The organism is Mesorhizobium sp. KR1-2 (genome assembly GCF_040045035.1).
Taxonomy (GTDB): domain Bacteria; phylum Pseudomonadota; class Alphaproteobacteria; order Rhizobiales; family Rhizobiaceae; genus Pseudaminobacter.
Window position 1 is genome coordinate 175,541 of record NZ_JBDZDS010000011.1, and the last position, 25,362, is coordinate 200,902.

Below are 25,362 nucleotides of genomic sequence, written 5' to 3' on the forward strand. Positions count from 1 at the left end.
TCGGATAGGATCGGCGAGTTCAGAACTATGGCCGTTCGGCCGCATGTCCATGGCGGCCGCGCGGAAACCGGGAAGGAGCGCGCGGTCTTCAGCCGCCGCGCACGGCAAGCGCGATCGCCTCGCGCAGTTCCTCCATGCCGTCGCCCTTCTCCGAGGAGGTGGCGAGGACGACCGGGAAGGCGGCCGGGCGCTTGCGGATCTTTTCCAGCGTCTCGGCGATCAGCCGCGGCACGCCGGCGGATTTGATCTTGTCGGTCTTGGTCAGGACGATCTGGTAGGAGACGGCGGCCTTGTCGAGCAGGGACAAGACCTCCTCGTCATTCTTCTTGATGCCGTGGCGCGAGTCGATCAGGACATAGACGCGTTTCAGCGTCACGCGGCCGCGCAGATAGTCGAAGACAAGCTTCGTCCACTCATCCACCTGGTCCTTGGGCGCCTTGGCATAGCCGTAGCCCGGCATGTCGACCAGCGCCATGGGCGGCAGGTCGCCGTCCTTGCCGGAGAAGCCGTCCGGAACGAAATAGTTGAGCTCCTGCGTGCGGCCCGGCGTGTTGGAGGTGCGTGCAAGCCCCTTCTGCCCGACCAGACCGTTGATCAGCGACGACTTGCCGACGTTGGAGCGGCCGGCAAACGCGATCTCGGGCGGGCCTTCCGGCGGCAGGAACTTCATCGACGGCACGCCGCGGATGAAGATCCACGGTGCGGTGAAGAGGCTGCTCGCCACGAGCGGCAGGGATCTGGATTCTGTCTGTTCGGTCACGCTGCTTGCTCCTGCCGGGATATGTCGGCGCCGCGTATGGCATCTAGGTTGCGGGGCGCCTTGTCAACCGGCCGGCCCGATCTGCCCTATGCGTTAAAGCAAAAGCCCCGGATCGCTCCGGGGCTTTCGCGAGGTCGGGGCGCCCGCTATTCGGCGGGCTTGGGTTTCTTCTTGAACATGCTGGCCAGATTGCCCCACAGCTCGATCTTGGCGCCCTGGCGCTTCATGATCACCGCCTGCTGGGTGATCGAGAGCGTGTTGTTCCAGGCCCAGTAGATGACGAGGCCCGCAGGGAACGACGCCAGCATGAAGGTGAAGATGATCGGCATCCAGGTGAAGATCATCGCCTGCGTCGGGTCCGGCGGCGTCGGGTTCATGCGCATCTGCAGGAACATGGTGATGCCCATGATGATCGGCCACACACCGATGTGCAGGAAGTCCGGCGCGACGAAGGGCAACAGGCCGAAGAGGTTGAACAGCGACGTCGGATCGGGTGCCGCCAGGTCGTGGATCCAGCCGAAGAACGGCGCATGGCGCATCTCGATGGTGATGTAGAGCACCTTGTAGAGCGCGAAGAAGACCGGAATCTGGATCAGCACCGGCCAGCAGCCCGCCAGCGGATTGATCTTCTCCGTCTTGTAGAGCTCCATCATCGCCTGCTGCTGCTTCATCTTGTCGTCCGCGTACTTTTCGCGGATTTCGAGCATCTTCGGCTGCACCTTCTTCATGTTCGCCATCGAAGCGTAGGACTTGTTGGCGAGCGGGAAGAACAGGGCCTTGACCAGAACGGTGGTGGCGAGGATCGCCAGGCCGAAATTGCCGAGCAGCTTGTAGAGGTTGTCGATGAGCCAGAACATCGGCTTGGTGATGAAATAGAACCAGCCCCAGTCGATCAGCAGGTCGAACTGGCGGATGTTGAGGTCCTTTTCATAGGCGTTGATCGTGGCCACTTCCTTGGCGCCGGAGAAGATCAGCGTCTCGATGGTATCGGACTGGCCCGGCGCCACGGTCATAGGGTCGGTCATGAAGTCCGACTGGAAGCGCGCGCGGCCGTCGTCGAAATAGCTGAAGCGCGGCTGGAAGGGCTGCTTGGACGACGGCACCATGGCAACCGCCCAGTACTTGTCGGTGATGCCGAGCCAGCCATCGTTCGACTTGCCCGGAACGACCTGCTTGTCCTTTTCGATCTGGGCGTATTTGACCTCGTGCAGGCCTTCCTCGCCGGTGACGCCGATCAGGCCCTCGAACAGCACGTAGGTGCTGGCGACATGCGGCTTGTCGAAGCGGATGACGCGACCATAGTTGGACAGCGAAACAGGCGCCTGGCCACCGTTGGACACGGTGTCGGAGACCTTGAACATGTACTTGTTGTCAACGCTGATGGTGCGCTTGAACGTCAAGCCCTTGTCGTTGGTGTAGGTCAGCGTCACCGGCGACGTGGGCGTCAGCACCGCGTTCGGATCGGCGGTCCAGACCGTGTCCGGACCCGGCACGCTGCCGCTCTCGGCGTTTCCGACGAAGCCGATTTCGGCATAGTAGCCGGAGGGCAGGACCGACGGGTTCAAGAGGTCGATGTTGGGCGAATTCTTGTCGACCGTGACGTGGTAGTCCTTCAGGAGCACGTCGTCGAGACGCGCGCCGACCAGGTTGATGGAGCCGGAAATGCTCGGCGTGTCGATCTTCACGCGCTGCTCGGCGGCAAGCGCCTGCTCGCGGCTCTCGGGCGCAGCACCCGCAGTTCCGGTGCTGCTGCCGGGCACGCCGCCCTGCGGCGAAGCGGGGACTTCTCCTGCCGTGCTGGGCTTCTGCGCTTCCTGGCGCTGGGCCTCGATGCGGGCCGTCTCGCGCTCGCGCTCGACGCGGGGGTTCATGTAGAACACCTGCCACAACGTCAGGATCAGCACGGAAAGCGCGATCGTAATCAAGAAATTCCGGTTGTTTTCCATCGAAAACCCTTAACGCGTTCCGCGAATTCTTCGGGAGAGTTCGGCAGCCAGCTGCTCGAAAGGCACCGTCAGAACGTCTTCCCGTCCGACGATCACATAGTCTTTGCCGGGCGTCATGTCACCTGCGGCATGGACGCGAACTGCCTCCTTGAGGCGGCGGCGAATGCGGTTTCGAACAACCGCATTGCCCACTTTCTTGGTGACCGTGAAACCGACGCGCGGTGCGTCGTCGTTGCCACGATCAAGAACTTCCATGAGGAAAAGCCGCCCGCGACGTTTTTCACCGCGGCGGACGGCCAGAAACTCGGCTCGTTTGCGAAGTCGCAGCGGAGACGGAAATTCCTTTTTGCCGGTATCCGGCAACGCTCTCGTCTCGCGCTTAGGCGGAGAGCCGCTTGCGGCCGCGGTTACGGCGTGCAGCGATGACGGCGCGACCGCCGGTGGTGGCCATGCGCGCACGGAAGCCGTGGCGGCGCTTGCGGACGAGTTTGGATGGCTGATAGGTACGCTTCATTTGTTTTAATACCGCGGTGTGCGGCCCTTCTTGATTCTGTCACATGGTAACAGGAGCTAGGCTCAGGTGTCTTAGGCGCAATACGAAAGGCGCCGGACGGACGGCCCGAGCGTGAGCGGGCTTATAGTAAAGAAGGTCGGGGGGAGTCAATCGCCGCAATTCCCGTGCCGGACGGCGAAGAGCCTCACGAAGCGGTGAGATTTTGGGGCGCGGGCGTCAATAGGCGGTGAGAAAGTATACGCCGTATTGCTGGCGACATCATTACGGCCCACCTGAAAGCTTAGCGATTTGCCCTCTTGTCGCGGCAACCCATAGGGAACCATGATGGAAACCAGGCTGTGACGAAAGAGGCAATCGGGGTCGACATGATCGAAGATTGGGACACGGGCAGGCGCGCGCCGGGACGCTGGCGATTTGCGCCGCTCGTTGTCGTCGCGGCCGGGTTGGCCCTGGGCTACGCTCTGGGCTGGCAGCACTACCTGACACTCGACTATCTCGCCGAGAGCCGTCAGTTCCTCAAGGACTTCGTTGCCGACAACCCGGTGCTGGCGCCGGCGGGCTTCCTGGCGATCTACATCACCGCCGTGGCCTTCTCTTTTCCGGCCGCATCGGTGCTGACGATCTTCGGCGGTTTCCTTTTCGGCTGGCTGTTCGGCGGCGCCCTTGCCATCGTCGGCGCGACCACAGGGGCGACGATGATCTTTTTGATGGCGCGCTCGGTTTGCAGCAACTTCCTGCGGCGGCGCGTCGGCGGCCTGGCCGAACGGCTGTCGAAGGGATTCGAGAAGAACGCCTTCGGCTATCTCCTCGTGTTGCGGCTCGCCCCGTTTGCCCCCTTCTTCATAGTCAACATCGCCCCTGCCCTCTTCAATGTCCGTCTGCGCACCTATGTCGCCGCGACCTTCATCGGCATCATACCGGGCGGCTTCGCCTATGCCTGGCTCGGCCAGGGCTGCGACAGCGTGCTCATGGCGGCGGAAGCGGCCGGCCAGCGCGTCACCCTGGGCGATCTCATCACCCCGCAGATTACCATCGCCTTTGCCGCGCTCGCGCTTGTCGCCGCACTCGCCACCGTCGTAAAGAAGATGTGGGCATCCCGCATCTGACGTCGCGCGGCGATTTTGCGCCGCATCTCCGTTTCTGCAGAAGGCGTAGCCCATGACGACAACCCTGACACCGGACATCTGCGTCATTGGCGCCGGGTCCGGCGGGCTGTCGGTTGCTGCGGCCGCGGCGGCCTTCGGCGTGAGCGTCGTGCTCGTCGAAAAGGGCAAGATGGGCGGCGACTGCCTGAACTACGGCTGCGTCCCCTCCAAGGCATTGATCGCCGCCGCAAGGCAGGCCCAGGCCATGCGCGAGGGCGCCGCCTTCGGCGTCGGCGCGTGCGAGCCCGATATCGACTTCGCCGCCGTGCATCGCCATGTGCGCGAAACGATCGCGGCGGTCGCGCCCAACGATTCGGCCGAGCGCTTCACCGCACTGGGAGTCCACGTCATCAAGGCGGCAGGCCGCTTCAAGGACCAGCAGACCCTGATTGCCGGCAAGACCGAGATCCGCGCCCGCCGCTTTGTCATCGCGACAGGCTCCTCACCGTTGATTCCGGCGATCTCCGGGCTCGACAAGGTCCATTACCTGACCAACGAGACGATCTTCGGCCTGGCGCGCAAGCCGAGGCATCTGATCGTCATCGGCGGCGGGCCGGTCGGCCTGGAAATGGCGCAAGCCTTCAGGCGGCTCGGCTCGCAGGTGACGGTGCTGGAGGCCGCGAACGCGCTGGGCAAGGAAGACCCCGAACTTGCTGCGGTGGTGCTGAAGCAGCTTCGCGTCGAAGGCATCAACATCCGCGAGCATGCCCGCATCACCCGCATCGCGCCGCTCGGCAAGGATGAAGTCCATGTCGGCATCGCTCCAGGCGCGGGCACACACAGCGTCGAAGGCACGCACCTGCTGGTCGCCGTGGGGCGCCGGGCCAATCTGGCCGGGCTCGATCTCGACAAGGCCGGCATCGCGCATGACGAGCGGGGGCTGAAGGTCAACAGCAGGCTGCGCACCAGCAACCGTCGCGTCTATGCGGTGGGCGACGTCACCGGAGCGCCGCAGTTCACGCATGCGGCCAACTATCATGCCGGGCTGGTGGTGCGCTCCGCGCTGTTCCGCCTGCCGGCGCGCGAGAGGCGCAACATCGTCCCCAGGGTGACGTTCACCGATCCGGAACTCGCCCATGTCGGCATGACGGAGGCGGAAGCGGCCCGCACGCATCGGTCGATCCGCGTGCTGCGCTGGCCCTACAGCGAAAACGATCGCGCCCTGGCCGAGCGGCGCACGCACGGCCACATCAAGCTGATCGCCACGGCGAGAGGCAGGCTGCTTGGCGCCTCCATCGTCGGCGCCCAGGCCGGCGAGCTGATCAACCTGTGGGCGCTGGCGCTGTCGAAGAACCTGAAGCTGCGCGACATCGCCGCCTATGTCGCGCCCTACCCGACGATGAGCGAAATTGGCAAACGCGCCGCGGTGACCTACTTTATCCCGGCAACACGCAAGCCACTGGTGCGCCGGCTGGTCGGCTTGCTGAGGATGTTCGGCTAGAGACAGCTCTGGGGGAGCGTAGGGTCAGATGGGAGACAGCGTCACCACGGGTGCAGACAGGGGTGCGGCTCGCGTTCCACTGGCGCGGGGGCTGTCGCTCAAGCTGCTGATCCTGACCGCCATCTTCGTGCTGTTTGCCGAAATCCTGATCTTCCTGCCGTCCATCGCGAATTTCCGCCTGCGCTGGCTGGAAGAGCGTCTCAACACGGCCGCCTCCGTCTCCATCCTGCTCGAGAGCAACGCGACGAACCTACCGCGCGAGGTGCAGGACGAAGTGCTGAGCTCCACCGGCGCCAAGGCAATCGCCGTGCGCGACGGCGGCGTCTCACGCCTGCTGGTGGTCTCCCAGGTGCCGCCGCAGGTCGACGAGCAGATCGACGTGGCCCACACCGGGCCGCTGGCGGCTATGCGCGACGCGCTGGACACGCTGTTCTTCGGCGGCCAGCGCACGCTACGCGTCTTCGGCCATGTCGGCGACAGCGAAAAGGAATTCGAGGTCATCATCCCCGACCAGAAGCTGCGCAAGGCGATGCTGATCTATTCGCGCAACGTGGCGTTCCTGTCGCTGCTGATCTCGCTGTTCACCGCCACGCTGGTGTTCTACGCGATCGACCGGATCATGATCCGGCCGATCCGCGAGATGACGCGCTCCATGCTCGACTTCTCCAAGGCTCCCGACGACCCGGCCCGCATCATTGCCGCCGGAGATCGCGCCGACGAGATCGGCGTGGCCGAACGCGAGCTCGCCGGCATGCAGCTTCAGCTGCAGAAGACGCTCGGCGAACAGAAGCACCTTGCCGATCTCGGCCTCGCCGTGTCGAAGATCAACCACGACATGCGCAACATCCTCGCCTCCGCGCAGCTGATGTCCGACCGGCTCGGCATGGTGAAGGATCCGACCGTTCAATCGCTGGTGCCCAAGCTGGTGCGGGCGCTTAACCGCGCGGTCTCCTATTCGGAGGGGGTCATCACCTACGGTCGCACGCAGGAAGCGCCGCCGTCGCGGCGCCGCCTGCGCTTGCACCAGACGGTGGAGGACGTGAAGGACCTGCTCGGCATCGACCCGGAGGGCGATGTCGAATTCGAGAATCGGGTGGACCCCAATCTGGAGATCGACGCCGATTCGGAACAGCTGGTGCGCATCCTGACCAATCTGTGCCGCAACTCGGTGCAGGCGATGGCGGCCGACACCGGGAGCGCCATAGTCAAGCGGCTGACCATTTCGGCCGAGCGCAGCGGCAGCGTCAGCCGCATCCTGGTGGCCGATACCGGTCCCGGACTGCCGCAGAAGGCCCGCGAGAACCTGTTCTCGGCCTTCCGTGGCTCGGCCCGCAGCGGCGGCACGGGGCTCGGCCTGGCAATCGCCTACGAGCTGGTGCGCGCACATGGCGGCACGCTCGAGCTGGTCGAGAGCGTGGGCGGGCGCACCGTCTTTTCCATCACCATTCCCGACCAGCCGGTCCGCCTCGAAGAGGCCCGGAATCACCTGCGCCGTCCCGCCTGATCGGCGGCCATCGAATTTTCTGCCGCGCGGTGACGGGCCTGCGCTCTCATCTGCACATGCCCGCGAACCGGACACGAAGAATCACCCCTGGAACCGGATTCGCGGCGATTTGCGGTCGCGCGGTGCGTTGATTCTGGCCCGGGAGGCTATTTCAGCCTCACACCTGGCATGAAAAGCCATGCGCCGCCCGATGCGCACCGGGCATTACCCCCGGGAAATGCCCGGCTCCGCGGGCAATTGTGCAGAAGCCAAAAAACTTTTGCCGACGCCGCTTGCATTTCGCCGTTTCAGCCGTTAGTTAGCACCATCTCATCGCGACCGGCACACACGCCGGCCAGCGGCGGTCGCAAAAAAGCGATCGATTGCGCGCCCGTAGCTCAGCTGGATAGAGCACCAGACTACGAATCTGGGGGTCAGAGGTTCGAATCCTTTCGGGCGCGCCATTTCCGTTCAAAACTGCGAACACCGGGCCAAAATTTTTTGTTGCCGGTCATAGCCTGGTGGACAGCCGCCTTGCTTCCTATGATCCTGACCTGCTTGTCCCCGATCTCGACTTGGTCGACGACAGCCTGAATATAGGCCTTGCGGAAGGGGATGTCGCCGGATGTGATGTTCTCCCGCATCATCCTGCCGAACTCCTCGACGACGGCTGGCGGAATGTTAGAGGTGGGGACGGCATGCGTCCTGGCGCGATCGAGGGACGCCTGCATGCGCTCGCGGTCGACCTTTAGGGCGGCGATGCGCTCGCGCAGGATATCGTCCATTTCGGCGATCCCGTCCTCGATCATCGTGTAGATGCGCTTCAGCCGAGTTTCCGCCTCGGTCAGTTCACCTTGCAGACGAATGATCCGGCCATCGACCTCGGCGGCCCTGGCGGCGCGGCCGGCGGAGATGGCGGCGAGGATTTCCGTGAGGCGGTTTGAGGTAAGCAGACGGTCCGACAGATGTTCGACGACCAGTTCGTCGAGCGTATCCATGCGGATCGAGCGGCCCTTGCAGGCGCTTTTTCCGGCGCGGGCGGCATTCGAGCAGGTATAGTAGCGATGAACCGTGCCGTTCTTCGAGGTGCCGGTACGAAGCGTCATGCCGCCCTGGCAGGTGGCGCAGGTGGCAAGGCCGGTCAGAAGGATCGGCCCCGTCACGACGCGCGGCGGCGTCACCTTCGGATTACGGACCTTCAACATCGACTGCACCGCCTCGAACTCATCCCGATCGATGATGGCGGGAACGGCAACGATCACATGTTCCGACGCGGGCTTGGCCTTCAGCGTGCGTGAATCGCGCCGGTTGAAGGTCCATTCGCCGATATAGGTGCGGTTGGTAAGGATGCCATGCAGCGTGCCAACCCCGAATCTGGCGCCACGTTTGGTGCGCTCGCCCATGGCGTTCAACCGCTTGACGATTTCTTTGGTGCCAAGCGGCCCGGACTTGCCGTCGCCGGAATGGTAGAGCCGGAAGACAAAACGGATCGTCTCCGCCTCGGCCGGATCGATCTCAAGCTGTTTCTTCGCCTTGCTACCGCGCCGCTCGACCTCGATGGTGCGATAGCCGAGAGGAACGGGTGAGCCGTTATAAAAGCCCTGCCGGGCGTTTTCCTTCATGGCGCGAAGGACGTGTTTGGCGTTCTCGCGGGACTGATACTCGTCGAAGAGCGCGATCACCTGCCGCATCATCACCTGCGCCGGATCGTCACCGAGTTCCTGCGTGATCGACACCAGCCGGACATCGGCCTTCGCCAGACGGCGGATATACATTTCCAGGGAAAAACTGTCGCGGAAGAAGCGGGAGTAGGAATGGACGAGGACAACGTCATAGGGCCGGTCGCCGTCCGTGGCCCGATCCATCAGTTTCTGGAATTCGAGACGGTTGTCGTCGGTCGCCGAAGCGCCGGGTTCGACATATTCATCGACCAGACGCCAGCCTTTGGACAAACAGAAGGCCGCGATCTGCTTGCGCTGATCGGGGATCGACAGATCGCTTTCGGCCTGCCGTCCCGTCGATACGCGCAGATAGGCGACCGCGCGCAAGGCCGGTACAATCGCCGTATCGAACTCCGCACTACTCATGGCCTTCGTCATTCCAAACTCCTCATCGTTTCGGGCGAGCTTACCGTAGCATCCGTGGCGATGGAGCCCGGATACCGCCGGCCTGCAGGCATTACCGGCTCGCAGCGGACATGTCCGCCACCATCCCGCGCCCCGTGGCAGAAAGGGCAGCGCGAACCGGCACGGCCTTCGTCAGGATGTGAGCCGCCGGCGCAATACGCCCGGTGATGACGAACACCTGCTTCACCCGCTTGCGGCGACCGGGAGCCGTGTCCGCATCGACGACCTGCCCCTTGCTGAACGTGTCGCAGAACACCCAGCCGCTGACGGCAACATAATGCCCGGTCACGAGAACCACGCATGGATGCGTCCGCTGCACGCCCGTCCGCCCTTCCAGATAGGCAGCAAGGGTCGGCCGCCCCGCAACCTTGTGCCAGACCCCTGCGTAACCGAAGAGGCGCAGAACCCGTTCGGTTTCATGCGTGTGCGTCCCCATGATGGGCGGCGAGCGGCGGCGGTTCGTCCAGCTTGCTCCATAGCGAACGAGACGGAAGGCATCACGCACTCGCGACACCGGCTCTCCGGTGATCGCAGCCACCGCCGTCGGCCCGCAGAAGGCGCGGGATTTCGTGTCGTTGACGGCATCACGCAGGCGGTGGCCGGCAAGATCGTTTGAAGCTGCGGACGGATTCAGTCCGGTCATGGCAATTGTCATGTCATTCTCCTGTTTGAGCGGGTGAAGGGTTGAAGGGTCAGGAATGCCTGCCGTGGGGACCGGATGCGCAGCGCGCGAGCAGGTCATCAAGCAGATGGGACAGGAAGGTCTCGATCACCCCGGCCTCGCCGCCCGTCGCCGGCATGGGGTCCGGCCAGTCGCTGGTGACAGTGAAGCGGGCTTTGTCCGTCTCGTTGCTGCGCGTGACTTTCCTGCGCGCAGGCCTTGGAACGCCCGGCCGGTAACGGATTGTGGGACGTGTCGTGGTGGCCGGATCAGAGTGCATGATCGATCTCCCGACCTGCGCGGCGGGTGCGCCGTGCGGGAGGAGCGGCTGGCGGTGGAGCCTCCTGCTCTGTGGCGTTGGCTGTGGACCGGAAGGCCGCGGCGACATCGAGCGTCGTTTCCTTGACGTGCCGTGTGGCGAGACGGCCCGCCAACCATTCGCGGCGGCCAGCCGGATCGGATTCGTCCGGCGCATTTGTCCCTGCGCGCATTTCGGCATCGATGCGGGCGCGATCAACGACCAACAGCGTCTCCATGCGGGCGCGGCTGGCGGCGACATAGATGTCGTGCCGGTCGAACGCGGGTGTCAGCAGGACAGCAGCCTTGTCGACCGTCATGCCTTGCGCGCCGTACAACGTCGAGGCATAGGCCCAGCCGAGTTTGACGCGACCGTGTTCGTCGGCGATATCAGCCGTGCTGAAGCGGAGGGTACGAGCGCCGATCCGCGCCTCGATCATGGTATTGCCGGAAGATTGCGAGGATGAGCTTTCGGCGATCATGAACATGTTCGTGATCGTCGCCACCGTGCCGTTGACGACGCCAAGATTGTCATTGCGCGTCAGGAACCGGATGCGGTCGCCGGAGGCAAGCAGCAGACTGGCGGCATGGCCGGACGGGGTGACGACCGGAACAGCAACGTCTTCGCCCGTGACGATGCCATGGTTCCTCAGCCGCCCGCGCATCTCCCGGCCGATCGCCGCGACTTCCGCATTGGTTCTTGCCAGGATGACCGCGGAGTCGGGACGCCCGCCAAGCAGCGTATCCGCGACATGATCGACCACCGCGCGGATCGCCGCCGCCTGACCATCCGCCTCCTTCAGAAGGCCGCGCTCGGCAAAGGCGTTGAGAGACGCCTTCGCGTCGCCCTCGCCAAAGGCTGTAACAGCTTCCCGCGCCCAGCCGTCATGCTGACGCACGATCGTCGTTACCTTCGCCGTATCGACGGCATGCGCCACAAGCCGCAAGCCCGATCCTGCGCCGATCGCCTGAAGCTGGTCGCGGTCGCCGACCAGAAGAACCTTCGCCCCGGCATCCCGTGCATTGGAAAGGAGATCATGCATCTCCCGCGACGACAGAAGCCCGGCCTCATCGACGATCAGGACCGTGCGCTGGTCGAGAAACGGTTTTCCCCGCTGCGACAGCGCCAGCCAGGAGGCGGTTGCGCGTGCTTCAATGGCAAGGTCGTCCCGCAGCGCATTGGCAACCCGCCAGGCGGTTGCAGCGCCGACGACACGATAGCCCGCGCTCTTCCAGCCTGCCACGATCGGCGACAGCAGTGTCGTCTTGCCCGTGCCGGGCGCGCCTTCAATAACGGCAATCCGTTGTGGCCGGGACGCATCGCGAACGGCAGCTGTCTGTTCCTCGTTCAGTCCCTTCAGGCTGCATTCGACACCCAGCCTCTTCTGATCGACTGCAAACCCCTGCGTTGCAGCGAAACCGGCAGCCATTTCGACGATCTCGCGCTCGATCCGGATCATCTCCGACGTCGAATAGCGGGGAAGGTTCAGCCGGTCGCGACCGATCTCGACGAAGCGGCCATCGCCAAGAAGCCGCTCGAACTCCGCCTCGACACGTTCCGCGCCGAAACCCGTGCCGACCAGAACCTCGCCGACCGCACGGAACAGGTCGCGGCGATCGAGGACGCTACGGGTCTCCGTAAGACGGGTGGGCAATGCCGCCAGCCGTTCGGTGAGCAGGGTTTCAGGGGACTGGCCATCGAGATCGTGCTCAGCCGCCACCGACACGGAGGCTTCCACATCGAAGCGGATGCGCCGGGCAGCGGCCGACCAGGCTACCTCGCGAGAGATGGCCCCTGCGGTCTTGGCGGTGCGTGTGGTCTTTGCGACGGCGGCAGCCAATGCTGCGACATTGCCGCTTTCGAGACCGGCTTGCGCCAGTTCCTCGACAATCTCCTGCCGGCGGGCGGAGAAGTATTCAATGGCATCGTCACCAATGCCGGCGATCTCGAACGTACCATTCTTTCCGATCCGGTCGAGGGCGAGGCCCGCGTCGATCACGCCTGCTGCGAGAGCTGCGTGATACACCGCTCCCGTTGCCATCTTCCAGTCGCGCAACACGGTCGAATGGAGTGCGCCAACCGAACCGTCGCTGCGGGTGGCTAAATTGAGAACGACGCAATGCGTATGGAGATTGGGATCGGCGAAGGTCACTCCATCCGCATGTTCGGCCGGACGGCTCTCGCCGTGGCGGAACAGCGCCGCGGTCAGCGCGACCCGTTCGATCCGATCGCCGCCGCGGCCCCGCCAAGCGAAGGCCGCCTCGCGCTCCAGCAGGCCAAGCGTCTGTCGGACCGCCTTCGCATGAGCCGCCTCGATTGCTTGCCGCATGCGCTCGTCGCCGAGCGCCCAGACCAGCGAGACCGAGCGGGGAGCGGACAGGGTGACGTCGAACGCCTGCACACGGTCGAGCCGGCCGCCGCCATTCGTGGCCAGCGTCTGCCCGTTCGCATCCTTTGCGGCAAACAGGCGCTCGAACAGACCGGCATCGACGAAGGTACCATCGGTCAGCCCGTGATCGCCGGCCGGCGCATACCACTGGCCGCGCGGTTCGACGCCCTCCTTGGCATAGTAGCCCGTCTGTTTCGCATAGTATCCGGCACTCGCCGCCGGGGTCCAGGTCGCAACCATCGTCTCGTCTCCGTATCTGAGACGATGGTCGCGTGACCTGCTCGGGAAACTGGGGGGCGACTCCATCATTTTGGGGACGTTAGGTTCTCGCTATCGAGGTTTGCCGGCCGCAGGACGGGCCAGCGGCCGACCGGCCAGGCAAGACGTGCGATATCGCCATGCCCGACGACAAGCGCATGCACGCCCGGCCGGCCAGCCAGATTGGAGTGGAAGCCCAGTGCGCTCGACAGGACCGTCGGATCGACGACCGGAATGTCTTTCGTTCGCGGCTCCAGACGAGGGTGGCCATTTGCATCCCGCCCGGTTTCCTCCCACCAGCGCACGCTTCTCGCGCCGATCCAGGTTGCAGAGATTTCCGAAGCGGTACTGCCAGACGACACTCTGCCGACGATCTTCGTCGCAAAATTATCGGTCAACGCCTGGGACGTTTCCCGACCGTAGATGTCGCGCAACTGTGCCGGAGACTGGATCGCCGCAACGAGACGGACGCCGGCTCAGCGCCCGATCGCCGCAAGCCTGGGGACCGCAGCGCAACGGCCGATCTGCGGCAGTTCATCGAGGACGATCCAGATCGGCGCAGGGTCTTCCTGAGACGCCTGGGAGACGACAGCGTCAGCCACGATCTTGAGAACAAGACGGGCAATCGTTGCCGAAACCTTCGGCTGCCGCTGTGACTGGCGCAACAGAAGGGTATTCGGTCCGCTGCCGGTTACCCATTCGCGGATCGACAGCGATCGGTTTTTCTCGCCCTTCTTTCCCGCCCTTGCGCAAACCCGGACGATCTGGCCGGCATTGGCGACCATGACCAGATAGAAGGACATCGCCTGTTTCAGTGTCGCGTCATTGGTCACGTCGATGAACGAAGCCTCGGCGGGATGATCCGCCGCGAGCAAAGCATGAAGCTCGGCGACCGGCTTTTGCAGCAGCGCGTCAAGATGATGCCAGCCCCATGCAATCCGGCCGGCGGCGGCCTTCGTCTGTAGGACCTGGACAAGTGCCGTCAGCACACGTCGCGCCCCGGCGCTCCAGGATGGATCGGATGTTTCCGGAATGAGTTCCATGGCAAACTCCATCGCGTCGTCGGCGGTGCGGATGTCACGGCCGATCGCGCACCGTGCGCAGCGCCGGTCGTCGGTGGAAAGAAGCACAAACTCGTCCGATGGCCAGCGGGCCGTCATGTCACCCTTGAGGTCGAGCGCCAGCACCCGGTCGCCGAGTTTCAGCGCCCCATCAAGGACGCCTTGCAGGATCGTCGTCTTGCCGGCGCCAGTCCCGCCGACGAGCAGTATGTGTTCCGTTTCAAGCTGCCTTGGCATTAGCAAACCATAGACCAGCGCAATGCCGGACGCACTGTCGCCGTAGCGGCGCGCCCATTCCCCCTTGAGGCTTCGCAAGGCTCTGCCACCCGCCCGCAGCTGCAAGCCATCGACGTGCTGGACAGCAGGCTCCGCAATCGTCGCTGCCAGTATCGAGGCTTGAAGTTTCGCGTAAACGATGACGCCGGCTATTCCGGCGGCGATCGTTCGGATGGCCAGGCTTGGTCCGATGCCCAATTCGATGACGGCAAGAATTGCTTTCTCCGGAAGAGCAGGGAGAGCGGCCAGCAGGCCTATCGCTCCGTTGCCTGCCCCCGAGAAGACCAGGGAGCGAAGGAGCTGGAAGAGGAAGTTGAGGTTTGCCGCCACCGGCCTGTCCGCGTGATGCAGCCAGGCGGTGGGCGGAGCCAGCGTAAGGACAAGCGCAAATGCCATGGCGGCGATGGCAAATCCGGCTATGACAGAAAGGACAAGAGCAAACCGTTCCGGTTTGCGCAGTGTCAGGGGGTGCAGATGCATGATCTCGCCTCCTATCGATAAAGTGCGGCCGTGCCGCGCCAGACGACGACCGACGTTCCACGCGCAAGCGGTGCATCGGCCGAAGTGGCGAGGTGGCGGTTGGATCGCGCCAATTCATTGACCGGCATGTCCAGTTGATCGGCAAGATGCCGTAGCGTGGTGTCGGGATTGCCGGTTCGGTAGAGGCAGCCGTCGGCATGGCCGTCCAGCCTCCGGCACCATGGCCAGCTCGATACCCGGATCGGCCGCGCGCTGTTGCCCGTCATCTGCTCCACAAGCGGCCATGAACGATCAAAGACAGGACCGGCCGCAAGCAGGACGGCGCAGGCCGCCCATATCGGCCAGCGGCGCCGCGACTTCCGGGTTGCTAGGGGAGGTTTCGGCGGGGCGGCCGGCTCGATAGCGCTCGGCCGCCCCGTCACGCCGGCGGGAATATCCCGCCGCATCGACACCAGCATCTCGAAGCCCTGCGGCCCCAACATGGCGATCGACGATGGCAAGGCTTTCACCAGTTGCTCCAGCGGCAAACGGGCAAGCTGCAACGCGATCTCGCGCCGTCCGGCCCGACCCTCCGCTATCGCGGTCTTTATCCGGTCTCCAAAGACTTTGTGGTCAATCGGTTTGACCTCCATCGGTTCAGCATCCATCGGCTGCCTCCACCTGGATGCTGTTAATGTTCGCCATGGCGAGCTTCGCGGCCGCCAGGAATGCCGCGACATCGCCCCGCAAAACCTTTGCCGCCGGACGGCTGCGTCCCGTCCAGGAGCGGATGTCGTCGATCTCCGCCGCAACGACGTCGATCGGTCGCTTGCCGGCCGCCTCGAAGGGTTGCCACGATCCGGGTGCGATCGCCGGAATGTCGATCGTGCCAAGTTCGGCGCACAACGGTTCGAGCCCGCTCGTCCAGAGCAGGTCGGCAGGCGCCTTCGGGTAGAAACGAAACGGCCCGTCCCGCCGGTTGAGAACGATGTGGCGCGTCACCGAAGGCAGAATGCGGCCGATCGCATGGGCGGTGCGAACCGCGGCCCGCATCGCTTCCGGCTCGGCCGTCGTCGGGATCAGCCAGCGGGCAGCAACACCCGCCTCGATGAGATCGGCGTCGAGATCGACCAGCGCCAGATATTCCTCGATCACCGTCTGCTGCGGGCCGCCGATATCGACAATCATCGGCGCCATGGAAGTTAGTGCTCTCTCGAACGCGGAATAGAAGGGATCGAACGCCGCGACGATGGCCGTCGGATCGCGCCGAAGATCGTCCATGCTGGCTGGAAGGACCGTCGTGACCCGTCCCGGATAGAGCGCGGGCAACCGGTTCTGGTCGTCGATCTGCACGATCGTCGCCGCAATCGCGTCCACCTCCATCAGATCAGCGAGAACGGTGGTGATGAAGGACTTTCCAACACCGCCCTTGTCTGATCCGATGAATGTTATGAGCGGCTGCGGTGGGCGAACCGCGGTTGCGGTCGAGGATTTGTTTAGTTTCTGGCTCATGATTACCTCCTTGGGTTGGAGCACATGAGCATTTCGCCACAATCCGCAGGACAAACTGCCGGGGCGACTTCCAGAAACTGGCCGGATGGGCGAGGTCCGACGCCACAATGGAAAACGGCCGGCGGTTTCCCGCCGGCCGTTCGCCATTACCTGCACGACGGCACGTCAGGCCGCTTGCGACAGCCGCCCGGTTTCCGAGCTACGGAAGACGCTGGCGAGGATCGCGGCCGTCACTGGCACCGGCCAGGAATTGCCGATCAGCTTGTATTTCTGGATATCGGTCAGAGCTTTGCCGGCAAACGAGACGCCATCGAACCAGTCGTCGGGAAACCCTTGAGCTCGCAAAGCCTCCAGCGGCGTCGGGCGGCGCATGACCAGCCCCAGTTGCGGAAACTCCTGCACGACGAGAAAGTCAAGCTCGTGCCCGCGCATCCCCGGCCGGTTCATTCCCGACCCGCTCGCCATGAGGGTGCCGAGCCGCGGCGGATGCAGGACAGAAGCGCTTCCAGAAGTGGCATCGGCAGACGGTAGCCGTGTCGTTCCGCACGCGTCAGCACTCCGGCCGCCGCTCGCGGCGTCAGCGAGTATTTGAGAAGGTGATCCCCCGGCATCTCCGCGACATCCGAGAATGAACAGCCGCTTGCGGCGTTGCGGCAGGACTTCCGCGGCGTCGATGACGCGATGGTCAACCGCGTAGCCGCAGCTGACAAGTCCGTTGCGCAGCTCGCTGAACGCCTTGCCGCCGTGGAGGGTTTCGTATTGCGCGACGTTTTCGAAGAGCACGTAACGGGGGCGCACTTCCCCGACGATCCTGACGATGTCGGACGTGACGTCGCGACGGTCGTCGACGCCGCGCTGGCGTCCCGCGACCGAATACGGCTGGCACGGGATGCCGGCGATGAGGACGTCGATGTTGTCATGATAATTGCTCCAGTCTGCAAGAGTAAGGTCGCCGAGGTTCGGCACGGATGGGAATTTCTGGGCCAGGACGGCCGAGGCGATGGGATCGATTTCGGCCACAGCCGCAACGTCATGGGGGATGCCGGCATATTCGAGCGCGGCCACGTCGCCGCCGATGCCGCTGCACAGGCTCAGGACCCTTAGCCGGGGCAGTTCGACATCATCGCGCGTCCTGGTTATATATTTGATCTGCATTGCTAATCTCCGGTGCAGGATTGCACTGGAACAGCGTGCCGCAGATCATTCCGGAAACTGGGGGGGCGACTTCAGGATGGCGTTTTCCAGGTCTGGTGTCGCCGGGTTCGTCACGTCGCTGTCCGCCACATCCCCAATCATTGCGGCACCAGCATTGCGGGTCGGTTCACGGCTGATGCTCATCAGCATTTCGTCGATGAGCGATTGCGCGGCCGCCACGATCTTCCTCACGCGGTCTTCTATGGGAAGGCTAGCTTTCATCTGCGGAAACCGCGGGACTGTCATCGAAGACTTTCGCCATTGTTCCTTCTCATAGGCACCGTGCAGCAATCGCCAGTCCATCTCTTCCCGCCAACGATGCAAAACCCTGATCGTCGCCTCCTGGCGCAAGGACTCCGAATGGTTCACGCCCAACTGGCGGCGGACCTCGCGTATCGCGCGCTCCAGAAATTCCAGCGTGCCATTCAGTTGATGCCGGGCATTCCGGTAGGAAACGGCCAGCTTGACCATCTCGTAGTTGAACATCCGTTCCGCCCCCCCTCCGCGATTGCCGATCCCCGTATTGCAGGCGGCATCGGATAGCGCTTGCGATGATCCGAAAGTGACGAACTCCAGCTCCCCCCGCTGATAGGTCAGCTCTGCGATAGCACAAACCCACGCGCTGGTGGATTTCGTCAGGGCTCCGTTGGCGGCCGGCCAGATGTGGTCCAGAACCTCCTGGATCAAAACCCACACGGCCGGGGCGGCGTAAGGCCGCGTGGTGCGCCGCCCCATCCCGGTCGGGTTCACATCCTTGCCGTATTGCAGTTCAGTGCGCCCGACTAGCGTTGCCAAGGCCTGCCTGAATGCCGCGGGGTTCCTCTGCGCCAGGCGCAAAAGCCCTGTCCGACGATCCGCGAGATTGCCGGCCTTCAGAACAGTCTCGATCGACCGGGCCACGAGATCGTTCGCAATCCCTGGTTCGACGGGCAACGCCGTGAAGAGTAACGAAGCCTCCTTGCCTAGAAAGCGCAGCAGAATGCCTGGAGCGCGATCGATGTCATCTTCCATCTCGTTCACAAGGACCGCGAATTTCGCGGGGATCAGCCGCGCGAATATATCGGTCGCAACCGGCGCCCACTGACGGGACAGATGCCGCAGTAGGACGTCCCTGTTCGGCAGTTCAAAAAGGAGCCCGAGAACCTCCGAAATCATTCCGGCCAATGCGTCCGCGTCGCATTCCAAGCAAACCATGTCGATGAAACTCGGCAATACCGACGGTTTGACCAGTCCCGTCGGACTATCGCTCATGATGTGCTTCACATCCTGCCGCTGCATCCGGTCGCCTGCCGGCACAAACACCGACCGACTGCCGGAAAGCGGAATGATGCCTTCTCCGCTTTCGTCAAAGCCCACCGGCGCATACGCGACCTGCGCGAAAGGAAAGCCGCCGAGCATTGCCTCCAGCACCGGCATCCCAAGGGTCGACATCCGCCGGGACCAGCGTTCGACGGGAAGCCTGGCAAGATCGTCCAGCTCGCGCAGGATATCCGACACCTTGGGCACCAAAAGCTCGTCTTCGCGATTCAGCCGGTAGACCGTCGCAGTCGAAACCAGATATCCAGCGGCATCGTTCACCCGGGCCGCCAAATCTTCGCCGCGAACGTCCAGCCCCGCCCCCTTGAGAAGCTCTCCGTAATAGCCTTTTAACTGTCGCTTAAACGGTTCCTCGTCCAATGCTTCGAGGCTATCGTCAACGTTTTCCACCTGCCGGTTCATTGGCCACGGTCCTTTCCGGATCGCAGGAAGGCCGCGCGCCGGATACGCTCCGCAATATCATCATGGGCCAGATTGTCCGCCCCTGTGTCGGATAGGGCGGGATGCCGGCGCAATTCGGGAACGGACGATTCAGTCGTCGCATCTTTCGCCGGCACGGGGCGAGTTGCCTGGCGATCCGCCCGTAAGGGCATTACTCTTGATCGCCGGATACGGGAAACCATCGCCCTCAATGTTTGCGCGCTCACGATGTCACCTGTTTTCGAGCGCCAACCGGCATCGCTCAAAATTGCGGCGATCTGGTCCCAACTTGCACCCTGGCTCCTCCAGCCCGTAATCGTTGCCAAATGATCGCGCAGTACGCGCGCGGCTGGTAATGGCCCAAGGGCGGTGCACGACGACGCGACGATCGTCCGTGCCTTCCGCATCTCTCTCCGTTTGTTCATCGCCAGTCTCCCTCCATCCATGCTGACGCAGGAAACCATCGGCCGCAAACGGAGAGCCAGCAGGCTGCCTCAGCCGACGGAGAAGTGCTGCGGCAATGGCTGGGCGCCACCGTGCCCGCGATTGACCACGCACTCGCGAACCGTTGTTTCCCGACCGTCCGCATACCGACGTTTGTGAGCCCGCCGATAATGCTCCTTCGGAGAGGCATGCCCGCCTGCCGCGTTCGACGTCCGGTACTGAAACGCTTCGTTGGAAATGCGTACGGTTCGCTGGGGAGCAATGGTCTCCCGGCCCCGGCGACGACGTTCTCGGTTCAAGCGTTCGTCAGCGGGCGTCGATTGCACAATAGCCTTGGGGTGGCACAGCATCCGGAAAAAGCGCGCCAGCATGTTGGCGTGCTCGTAGAATTCGTCAATCTCATAATCGTCGGCATATTGTGTCAGGGCGTTGAAGACCTTGACCGTACCGCGCCGGCCCAGATCGTCGACCTCCTGCTGGGCGACGACAATATATGTGCCGAAATAGGAAAGAGAGCGCGTTTGTCGATCGAACACCAGTGGGGTCGCAGCAAATCCGCGATCCTGGTCTCGCGTGACATCCCAGATATACGTTCGGTCGCTGGAAAGAGCAGCCCCAGACGCCGCCGATCCTCCGCCGGGAGAGGTACCGACACGTATTCTAGGCGATTGGCCCGATGCAATTGAAGAATCCGGTTTCTGACGCGCATTGCCTCTCCATCGGCCGGGACACAACCCACCGTGACATCCAGATATCGCGGACTCATGGAAAGCTCGTTGTAAAGGCGTTTAAAGTTTTATGTATATTTTATCCGGCTGTGACTGGCTCACACCCCGGCCGCTATCTCGGCGATCAACGCCGCTCTCCACTGTCGTTTCGATTTGTTTCCGGAAGATTCAAAATGTTTCAATCACACCTGTGCATCTAGTCGATGCGATGCGTGTCGAGGCCTTGCTCGTCCAACAGTGCAACTGCTTGGGGGCGGGCCTAGACAGTGGCGCTGCGTTCTTGTTGTCCAATCTCGCCACGGTGACCGGCTACTACTGACTTACGCCCACGACATTGAAGTTGCCAATCTGGCTGAAGTTGGTGAAGTTGCCGTCGCCGCTCTGCACCACCACAGCCTGGTTGCCCATGCCGTTGATCGAGCCGACAATACCGTTGGTGTTGCCGCTCTGGACAAAGGCGAAGAGATTCCCGTTCGAGTTCGTCGTGGCTGTCCCCACATCAAGCGTGATCGTATTACCATTGCCGGACTGATAGATCGTGCCCGGGCCGAAGCTCAAGCTCGAACCACCTGCGATCGACCGCGCCAACCCGACCGCGTGCGTAAGAACTGGAGAACTGAAGCCGGGCGCATCGTTGTTGTAATTACCGTAAAGCGTGACGTTCAGCGTATTGCCGGAACCGAAGCCTGACTTCGCCTGGGTGATGTCGAGATGATTGTTGTTGCCTTTGAACAAAACGTTGGCCGAGTTGGTGCCGCCGCCCGAGATTGACTGGTTTGCTTTCAGTTCGTTCTGGAGACCCGCGATATCGGCCTTCAGCACGTTGCGACCGAGCGCGCTAGAGGTCTGCAAGCTGGAAACTGTGTTGCTATCGCCGGCGATCCTCACATCCGCGTCATTGCCGAAGCTAACCGCACCGCTGATCTGGTCTATGTAGATGTCGTTCTTGTCTCCCAAACCGACCAGAACATTCGCATGGTTCGCCGTGCCGTCCTGGCCGACGCCGATCTGGTTGTCATCGCCGTTGATGAGGCCATAGATACTGTTGCCGATGCCGTTTTGGCTGAAGCCGAAGGCCGTGCCGTCGCCGGTGACCACGAAGTTGATGTGATTGCCCAAGCCTGTCTGGCGGACATTGCCCAGCCTCAGGCCGCCGAACGCACTGAAACCGCTCAGTTGGCCTGGATCGAAGCTGGCGACGCCATTGCCGGCGCCAGTGAAGCTTAGCGAGGCTTCGTTGCCCGCACCATCCTGGTCGATTGTTCCGACCTTGTTGCCGTTCCCGACTTCTTGAACCAGTGTCGCCTTGTTCTGGCTGCCGTTCTGGCGAAGCGCAGCAAGATCGTTATTGCTGCTCGACTGGGTTACCGTTGCGCTGTTGGCTCGCCCGGTCTGCGAAAGCGTGACTATATGGCTACGGTCGCCGCTGGCAATGCCGCCCTGCGTGATGATGGCGCTGTTGCCCGCCTGGTTGTTGGTAAGCAGGCCGTTGGTCCGAGTCTGCCGCACACTATCGATGCTGTTGTTATCACCGCCTTGCTGGAGAATGGTCAGCGTGTTTCGCACCGCCGAGCCGCTTTTCACCAGGTCGATCTGCTGTACCTCGCCAACGATATTCTTGTTCGACGATTGAATGATGGTCGCGCGGTTGCGGTTGCCCGACTGGTCGAAGCCCTTCCCCGTGGTGCCGACCTCGTTGGAGCTGCCACTCTGGGAAATGTCCAGATCGTTGTTGCTGCCGTCCTGGTAGGCGGCACCGACTTCGGTGCCGACCTTGTTATGGCTGCCGTTGTGGCTGCTCAGCCCCTGCGTGACGACGCCGCTATTGCTCGAGCCGTTCTGCTTGACATTGGCGAAGTTGCTGTCGGCATGGGCGCCCCCCATGAGCAGGGCTAGCGCGATGGCGGTGGCAAGGGAGAGGTTGAGTTTCGACATTGAGTTTGCTCGATCCTGCAGAATGCAGTTGCCGAATTGGATGGATAAGGGCCGGGTGCCATATGGGCACCCGGCCTTTCTTGCATTACTGGCTGATCGAAGCGTTATTCTGGTTGCCGACCTGGCTCACCACTGAAGTATTCATATTGCCTAGCTGGATGACCGCAGCCTGGTTAGAGCTGCCAGTTTGGGTCGCCGTGATTGTATTCCGGGTGCCAGTGGCGCCGTTGTCCTGAAGGGAAGCAAACACGTTATTGCTGCCGCCACTAACGGTCAGCGAAACATCGTTGCCGTTACCTTGCTGCACCAGAAGACCAGCAGTGAGGCGCCCATTGGCAAGAGGGCTGGCGGCAAGAACGCCGGCGGCGCCCCCTGAAGTAAAGCCGCTGAAGCCGCCGTTCATGTTGCCAGACATATCTACGGACGCGACGTTAAAGTCACCAGTTTGCTTGATACCGAGCACATTGTCACTGTCGCGGATGTCCGCCAGTTTCAATTGGTTACCTTGGCCATTCTGGTAGACACCCAGATGGTTTCTGTCGCCGTTGATGGAAATATTGGTAGCAACGTTGCCAGAACCACCCGTGTTATTCTGATAGAAACCGAACGCGTTGTCATTTCCGTTCGCGCTGTACCCAACGATGTTGTCGTTGCCACGCTGCACCACTTGACTTGCGGAAGCCCCGGCAGCGCCCGCACCGTTCATGAGCGCGAGGCTCGCGCCGCTCTCGTTCCTGGTGGCCCCGTTAAAGCGACCAGTGAGGCTCAGTGTGATCTTGTTTCCGGAGCCATCCTGTTCTGCCTTCCGCACCTGGTTCCACTCGCCGACCTGCTCGACACCAATGGTGTTGACGGTTCCGATCTGCGTGACATTGTAGATGTGGTTGCGTCCATTGCCGGCATTGCCATTCTGCGTAATGGTAATCTTGTTGGCTTGTGCAGCGTCGGTTCCGGAACCGTTATTATTCTGCTTGACGAAGCCGACGTAATTGCCGCGCGCCTTCTGATCAATTTTCAGAGAATTGGTGAGTGCCGAAGCGCTGGGCGAGCCAGTCTGGCGAACGTTGCCGACCATGTTGCCGCCCACGTATCCCACAGCGTTCTGATCGATGGTCAGTTCATTCTTGTTGCCGGTCTGCTTGACGCCAGGCCCATCGCCTGCCGCGTCCCAAGTAACCTGCTGGCTGAAAGGATTATTGGAGTTCCCTGCCTCCCAGCCGACATTATTCCCATTGCCAGTCTGGGTCACGCCGAGCTTGTTGTAGTCACCATATTGAAACAGCGAAAACCTTTCATTGTTATCGTCCGTGAAAGGGCGGACGCCTGCCGAGTTGCCTTCACCGTTCTGCGTCACGGTTGCCTCATTGTGATTCCCCTTGGCTCCAGCCTTTCCCTGAAAGATTCGGGTATTGTTGCCGGTGCCACTCTGATCGATTTTACCGGTGTTGGAATTACCGGTTTGGATGAGGCTCGACCAGTTATTGCCGCCAGCCATCGCGCCGCCCATCAGCAGGCCGATCGCCGTTGCGGTTGCAAATGCAAGTTTCAGTTTCATGGCAACACTCCATCTATTTCCCAGACGACATCGTCGGGAATTCTACTTGGGTTGATTTTTTGGCGCAGAAGTATTCATTCGCGCGTTGCTATGCACTGCGCGGAAATTCTGGCCCTGAGAAAGATTGAACGGAAACGGCCGTTATGGCCCCGTCTGAGCTGGCTTGTGGAAAATACCCCTGTTTAAACACCCCCACTTCCGGCCAGCTCTGTGAGCGCTTACCGGGGCCGGAACTCCTTTCACCTCCACCCCTGGAGGCGGCCTGTCGGCGCTCTCAAAGCACCAAGAAGGCAGCGGAAATTTCCGGCTGATCGGACGTTATCAATTCCCGCCTGAAAAACAAAGTGAAATTTTGGTTAAAGTTAAGATCAATGAAAGTACTAAAACGACAGATGCGCGCAGGTTTCAGTAGGTGTCCCAAAATACGTCGACAGCTTGCATCGCGCTTGTGTCACACTTGGATCGTCGGGTGCATTTTGTGCCAAAATGGGAGCAACGCGCACGCCAAACTGTTGCTCCAGGGGCACTCATCAAGCTTTTCAACATATATGCGAGCGTCTGCGCTTGTCATTTTGCACCGATTGCAGGCTGTAATAGGCTGGGCTTAGGGAACAGTGCGTCTTTTCTTTTGGCGAATCCGCCGATATAGGAAGGCACACAAGACGTCGTCTATTGGGGTAGCCGGCGGGACATGGCGGGGGTCAACATAGTGCGTCGTTTCGACTGCAATGATTTTCTTTTGGAAAATCCATCTTGGCCGTTAGCCGGAAAGCCATTTGATTTCCCAGGCAAGGCGAAGGTCTGATAATGCGCAAAATCCTTATAGTTCTCTCAGCCTTATCGGCTGCATCCCTTGTTCTGCCGGCATCCGCGGACGATCTGGTCTACAGGCCGATAAATCCGTCGTTCGGTGGAAATCCGCTCAATTCGCCGCACCTTCTGGGCCTAGCGAATGCTCAGCGCGACGCCACTGCCAGGGATGCGAAGAAAAACAATGACGGCGGTTCCGGGACAGGTGGAGGCACCGGCGGCACCGAAAGCGATGTCGATCTGTTCATCCGCCAGTTGCAGGGCCGACTGCTTTCGGCTCTGGCCAGCCAGGTGACGGACGCCATCTTCGGCCAGAACCCGCAAGATCATGGCACCATCACATTTGGCGGCACGACCGTCGAGTTCGAGCGCTCGCTCGATTCGATCACGCTCGTCATCACCGATGCCAACGGCACGGTTACGAAGATCGTGGTGCCGCAGTTGGTGACGAGCAACAACTCCACCCCCAATGCACTGGCGTCATCCCTTGCGCTTGGCAACCAGGCAACGCTCTCAGGCTCACTGGTCGGTTCGAATTCGCTCAACACGACGCCGCTGTCGCAATCACTTTCCACGCCGCTGAACTGAGCCGCAACGACGGCGCAAGGCGATTTTGATCAGAAAATTTGG

At 62.3% G+C, this 25,362-nt stretch carries 19 protein-coding genes, 1 tRNA gene and 1 pseudogene; 5 read left to right on the plus strand and 16 right to left on the minus strand.

The features are described from left to right. Positions 1 to 88: 88 nt before the first annotated feature. From yihA to rpmH, 4 genes are all read right to left on the minus strand, one after another. Positions 89 to 760, minus strand: coding sequence for a ribosome biogenesis GTP-binding protein YihA/YsxC (yihA, locus tag ABLE85_RS20545; RefSeq protein ID WP_348794572.1), 672 nt, complete (start codon positions 758 to 760; stop codon positions 89 to 91). Positions 761 to 906: 146 nt separating this feature from the next. Further along, a complete protein-coding gene (gene yidC / locus ABLE85_RS20550) occupies positions 907 to 2,706 on the minus strand; it encodes a membrane protein insertase YidC (protein ID WP_348794573.1) in 1,800 nt (599 codons plus the stop codon). Positions 2,707 to 2,715: 9 nt separating this feature from the next. Further along, complete coding sequence (gene rnpA, locus ABLE85_RS20555) at positions 2,716 to 3,069, minus strand: ribonuclease P protein component (RefSeq protein WP_348794574.1); 354 nt, start codon at positions 3,067 to 3,069, stop codon at positions 2,716 to 2,718. Positions 3,070 to 3,085: 16 nt separating this feature from the next. Then, complete coding sequence (rpmH, locus tag ABLE85_RS20560) at positions 3,086 to 3,220, minus strand: 50S ribosomal protein L34 (RefSeq protein ID WP_209710588.1); 135 nt, start codon at positions 3,218 to 3,220, stop codon at positions 3,086 to 3,088. A 338-nt stretch (positions 3,221 to 3,558) separates the two neighbouring features. On the opposite strand from rpmH, the gene ABLE85_RS20565 reads away from it, so the two are divergent. From ABLE85_RS20565 to ABLE85_RS20580, 4 genes are all read left to right on the plus strand, one after another. After that, complete coding sequence (locus ABLE85_RS20565) at positions 3,559 to 4,326, plus strand: TVP38/TMEM64 family protein (RefSeq protein ID WP_348794575.1); 768 nt, start codon at positions 3,559 to 3,561, stop codon at positions 4,324 to 4,326. A gap of 52 nt (positions 4,327 to 4,378) precedes the next feature. Next, positions 4,379 to 5,806, plus strand: a complete 1,428-nt coding sequence (locus tag ABLE85_RS20570; RefSeq protein ID WP_348794576.1) for an FAD-dependent oxidoreductase — start codon at positions 4,379 to 4,381, stop codon at positions 5,804 to 5,806. A gap of 28 nt (positions 5,807 to 5,834) precedes the next feature. After that, on the plus strand, positions 5,835 to 7,310 hold the full coding sequence (locus ABLE85_RS20575; RefSeq protein ID WP_348794577.1) for a HAMP domain-containing sensor histidine kinase: 1,476 nt from the start codon (positions 5,835 to 5,837) through the stop codon (positions 7,308 to 7,310). 366 nt (positions 7,311 to 7,676) lie between these two features. Further along, a tRNA-Arg gene (locus tag ABLE85_RS20580) sits at positions 7,677 to 7,753 on the plus strand. Here ABLE85_RS20580 and ABLE85_RS20585 read toward each other — a convergent pair. The 12 genes and pseudogenes from ABLE85_RS20585 to ABLE85_RS20640 all read right to left on the minus strand — a co-directional run bounded on the left by ABLE85_RS20585 (position 7,724) and on the right by ABLE85_RS20640 (position 23,922). Then, complete coding sequence (locus ABLE85_RS20585; protein WP_348794578.1) at positions 7,724 to 9,388, minus strand: recombinase family protein; 1,665 nt, start codon at positions 9,386 to 9,388, stop codon at positions 7,724 to 7,726. The two genes, ABLE85_RS20580 and ABLE85_RS20585, sit on opposite strands and share 30 nt — an antisense overlap. Positions 9,389 to 9,467: 79 nt before the next feature. After that, complete coding sequence (locus tag ABLE85_RS20590) at positions 9,468 to 10,070, minus strand: hypothetical protein (protein WP_348794579.1); 603 nt, start codon at positions 10,068 to 10,070, stop codon at positions 9,468 to 9,470. 37 nt (positions 10,071 to 10,107) lie between these two features. Next, complete coding sequence (locus ABLE85_RS20595; RefSeq protein ID WP_348794580.1) at positions 10,108 to 10,356, minus strand: hypothetical protein; 249 nt, start codon at positions 10,354 to 10,356, stop codon at positions 10,108 to 10,110. Continuing rightward, a complete protein-coding gene (mobF, locus tag ABLE85_RS20600) occupies positions 10,346 to 13,003 on the minus strand; it encodes a MobF family relaxase (protein ID WP_348794581.1) in 2,658 nt (885 codons plus the stop codon). Before mobF ends, ABLE85_RS20595 begins: the two co-directional genes overlap by 11 nt. Before the next feature lie 65 nt (positions 13,004 to 13,068). Next, positions 13,069 to 14,838 (minus strand): annotated as a pseudogene (locus ABLE85_RS20605) (type IV secretion system DNA-binding domain-containing protein). Positions 14,839 to 14,849: 11 nt separating this feature from the next. Then, the gene (locus ABLE85_RS20610) at positions 14,850 to 15,485 is read right to left on the minus strand and encodes a hypothetical protein (protein WP_348794582.1); all 636 of its coding nucleotides are present in this window, start codon (positions 15,483 to 15,485) and stop codon (positions 14,850 to 14,852) included. After that, a complete protein-coding gene (locus ABLE85_RS20615) occupies positions 15,475 to 16,329 on the minus strand; it encodes a hypothetical protein (protein WP_348794583.1) in 855 nt (284 codons plus the stop codon). The genes ABLE85_RS20610 and ABLE85_RS20615 overlap by 11 nt, the downstream gene beginning before the upstream one ends. A 165-nt stretch (positions 16,330 to 16,494) precedes the next feature. Then, positions 16,495 to 17,484: a DNA (cytosine-5-)-methyltransferase gene (dcm, locus tag ABLE85_RS20620; RefSeq protein ID WP_348794584.1), complete on the minus strand. Its 990-nt coding sequence runs from the start codon at positions 17,482 to 17,484 to the stop codon at positions 16,495 to 16,497. A gap of 45 nt (positions 17,485 to 17,529) precedes the next feature. After that, on the minus strand, positions 17,530 to 19,242 hold the full coding sequence (locus ABLE85_RS20625) for a hypothetical protein (RefSeq protein WP_348794585.1): 1,713 nt from the start codon (positions 19,240 to 19,242) through the stop codon (positions 17,530 to 17,532). 512 nt (positions 19,243 to 19,754) lie between these two features. Continuing rightward, on the minus strand, positions 19,755 to 20,240 hold the full coding sequence (locus ABLE85_RS20630) for a hypothetical protein (RefSeq protein WP_348794586.1): 486 nt from the start codon (positions 20,238 to 20,240) through the stop codon (positions 19,755 to 19,757). A gap of 504 nt (positions 20,241 to 20,744) precedes the next feature. Beyond that, entirely contained in the window at positions 20,745 to 22,367 is a 1,623-nt protein-coding gene (locus tag ABLE85_RS20635) for a hypothetical protein (RefSeq protein ID WP_348794587.1), read from the minus strand. A gap of 85 nt (positions 22,368 to 22,452) precedes the next feature. Beyond that, positions 22,453 to 23,922, minus strand: coding sequence for a hypothetical protein (locus tag ABLE85_RS20640; protein ID WP_348794588.1), 1,470 nt, complete (start codon positions 23,920 to 23,922; stop codon positions 22,453 to 22,455). 807 nt (positions 23,923 to 24,729) lie between these two features. On the opposite strand from ABLE85_RS20640, the gene ABLE85_RS20645 reads away from it, so the two are divergent. Continuing rightward, a complete protein-coding gene (locus ABLE85_RS20645) occupies positions 24,730 to 25,320 on the plus strand; it encodes a curli assembly protein CsgF (protein ID WP_348794589.1) in 591 nt (196 codons plus the stop codon). The last annotated feature ends 42 nt before the right edge of the window (positions 25,321 to 25,362 follow it).

Excerpts from the sequence above, each read along its gene's own strand:
- yidC (WP_348794573.1), bottom strand. The coding sequence starts at position 2,706 with ATGGAAAACAACCGGAATTTCTTGATTACGATCGCGCTTTCCGTGCTG.
- rpmH (WP_209710588.1), bottom strand. The coding sequence starts at position 3,220 with ATGAAGCGTACCTATCAGCCATCCAAACTCGTCCGCAAGCGCCGCCAC.
- ABLE85_RS20570 (WP_348794576.1), top strand. The coding sequence starts at position 4,379 with ATGACGACAACCCTGACACCGGACATCTGCGTCATTGGCGCCGGGTCC.
- ABLE85_RS20575 (WP_348794577.1), top strand. The coding sequence starts at position 5,835 with ATGGGAGACAGCGTCACCACGGGTGCAGACAGGGGTGCGGCTCGCGTT.
- ABLE85_RS20585 (WP_348794578.1), bottom strand. The coding sequence starts at position 9,388 with ATGACGAAGGCCATGAGTAGTGCGGAGTTCGATACGGCGATTGTACCG.
- ABLE85_RS20590 (WP_348794579.1), bottom strand. The coding sequence starts at position 10,070 with ATGACAATTGCCATGACCGGACTGAATCCGTCCGCAGCTTCAAACGAT.
- ABLE85_RS20595 (WP_348794580.1), bottom strand. The coding sequence starts at position 10,356 with ATGCACTCTGATCCGGCCACCACGACACGTCCCACAATCCGTTACCGG.
- mobF (WP_348794581.1), bottom strand. The coding sequence starts at position 13,003 with ATGGTTGCGACCTGGACCCCGGCGGCGAGTGCCGGATACTATGCGAAA.
- ABLE85_RS20610 (WP_348794582.1), bottom strand. The coding sequence starts at position 15,485 with ATGGATGCTGAACCGATGGAGGTCAAACCGATTGACCACAAAGTCTTT.
- ABLE85_RS20615 (WP_348794583.1), bottom strand. The coding sequence starts at position 16,329 with ATGAGCCAGAAACTAAACAAATCCTCGACCGCAACCGCGGTTCGCCCA.
- dcm (WP_348794584.1), bottom strand. The coding sequence starts at position 17,484 with ATGCAGATCAAATATATAACCAGGACGCGCGATGATGTCGAACTGCCC.
- ABLE85_RS20625 (WP_348794585.1), bottom strand. The coding sequence starts at position 19,242 with ATGAACCGGCAGGTGGAAAACGTTGACGATAGCCTCGAAGCATTGGAC.
- ABLE85_RS20635 (WP_348794587.1), bottom strand. The coding sequence starts at position 22,367 with ATGTCGAAACTCAACCTCTCCCTTGCCACCGCCATCGCGCTAGCCCTG.
- ABLE85_RS20640 (WP_348794588.1), bottom strand. The coding sequence starts at position 23,922 with ATGAAACTGAAACTTGCATTTGCAACCGCAACGGCGATCGGCCTGCTG.
- ABLE85_RS20645 (WP_348794589.1), top strand. The coding sequence starts at position 24,730 with ATGCGCAAAATCCTTATAGTTCTCTCAGCCTTATCGGCTGCATCCCTT.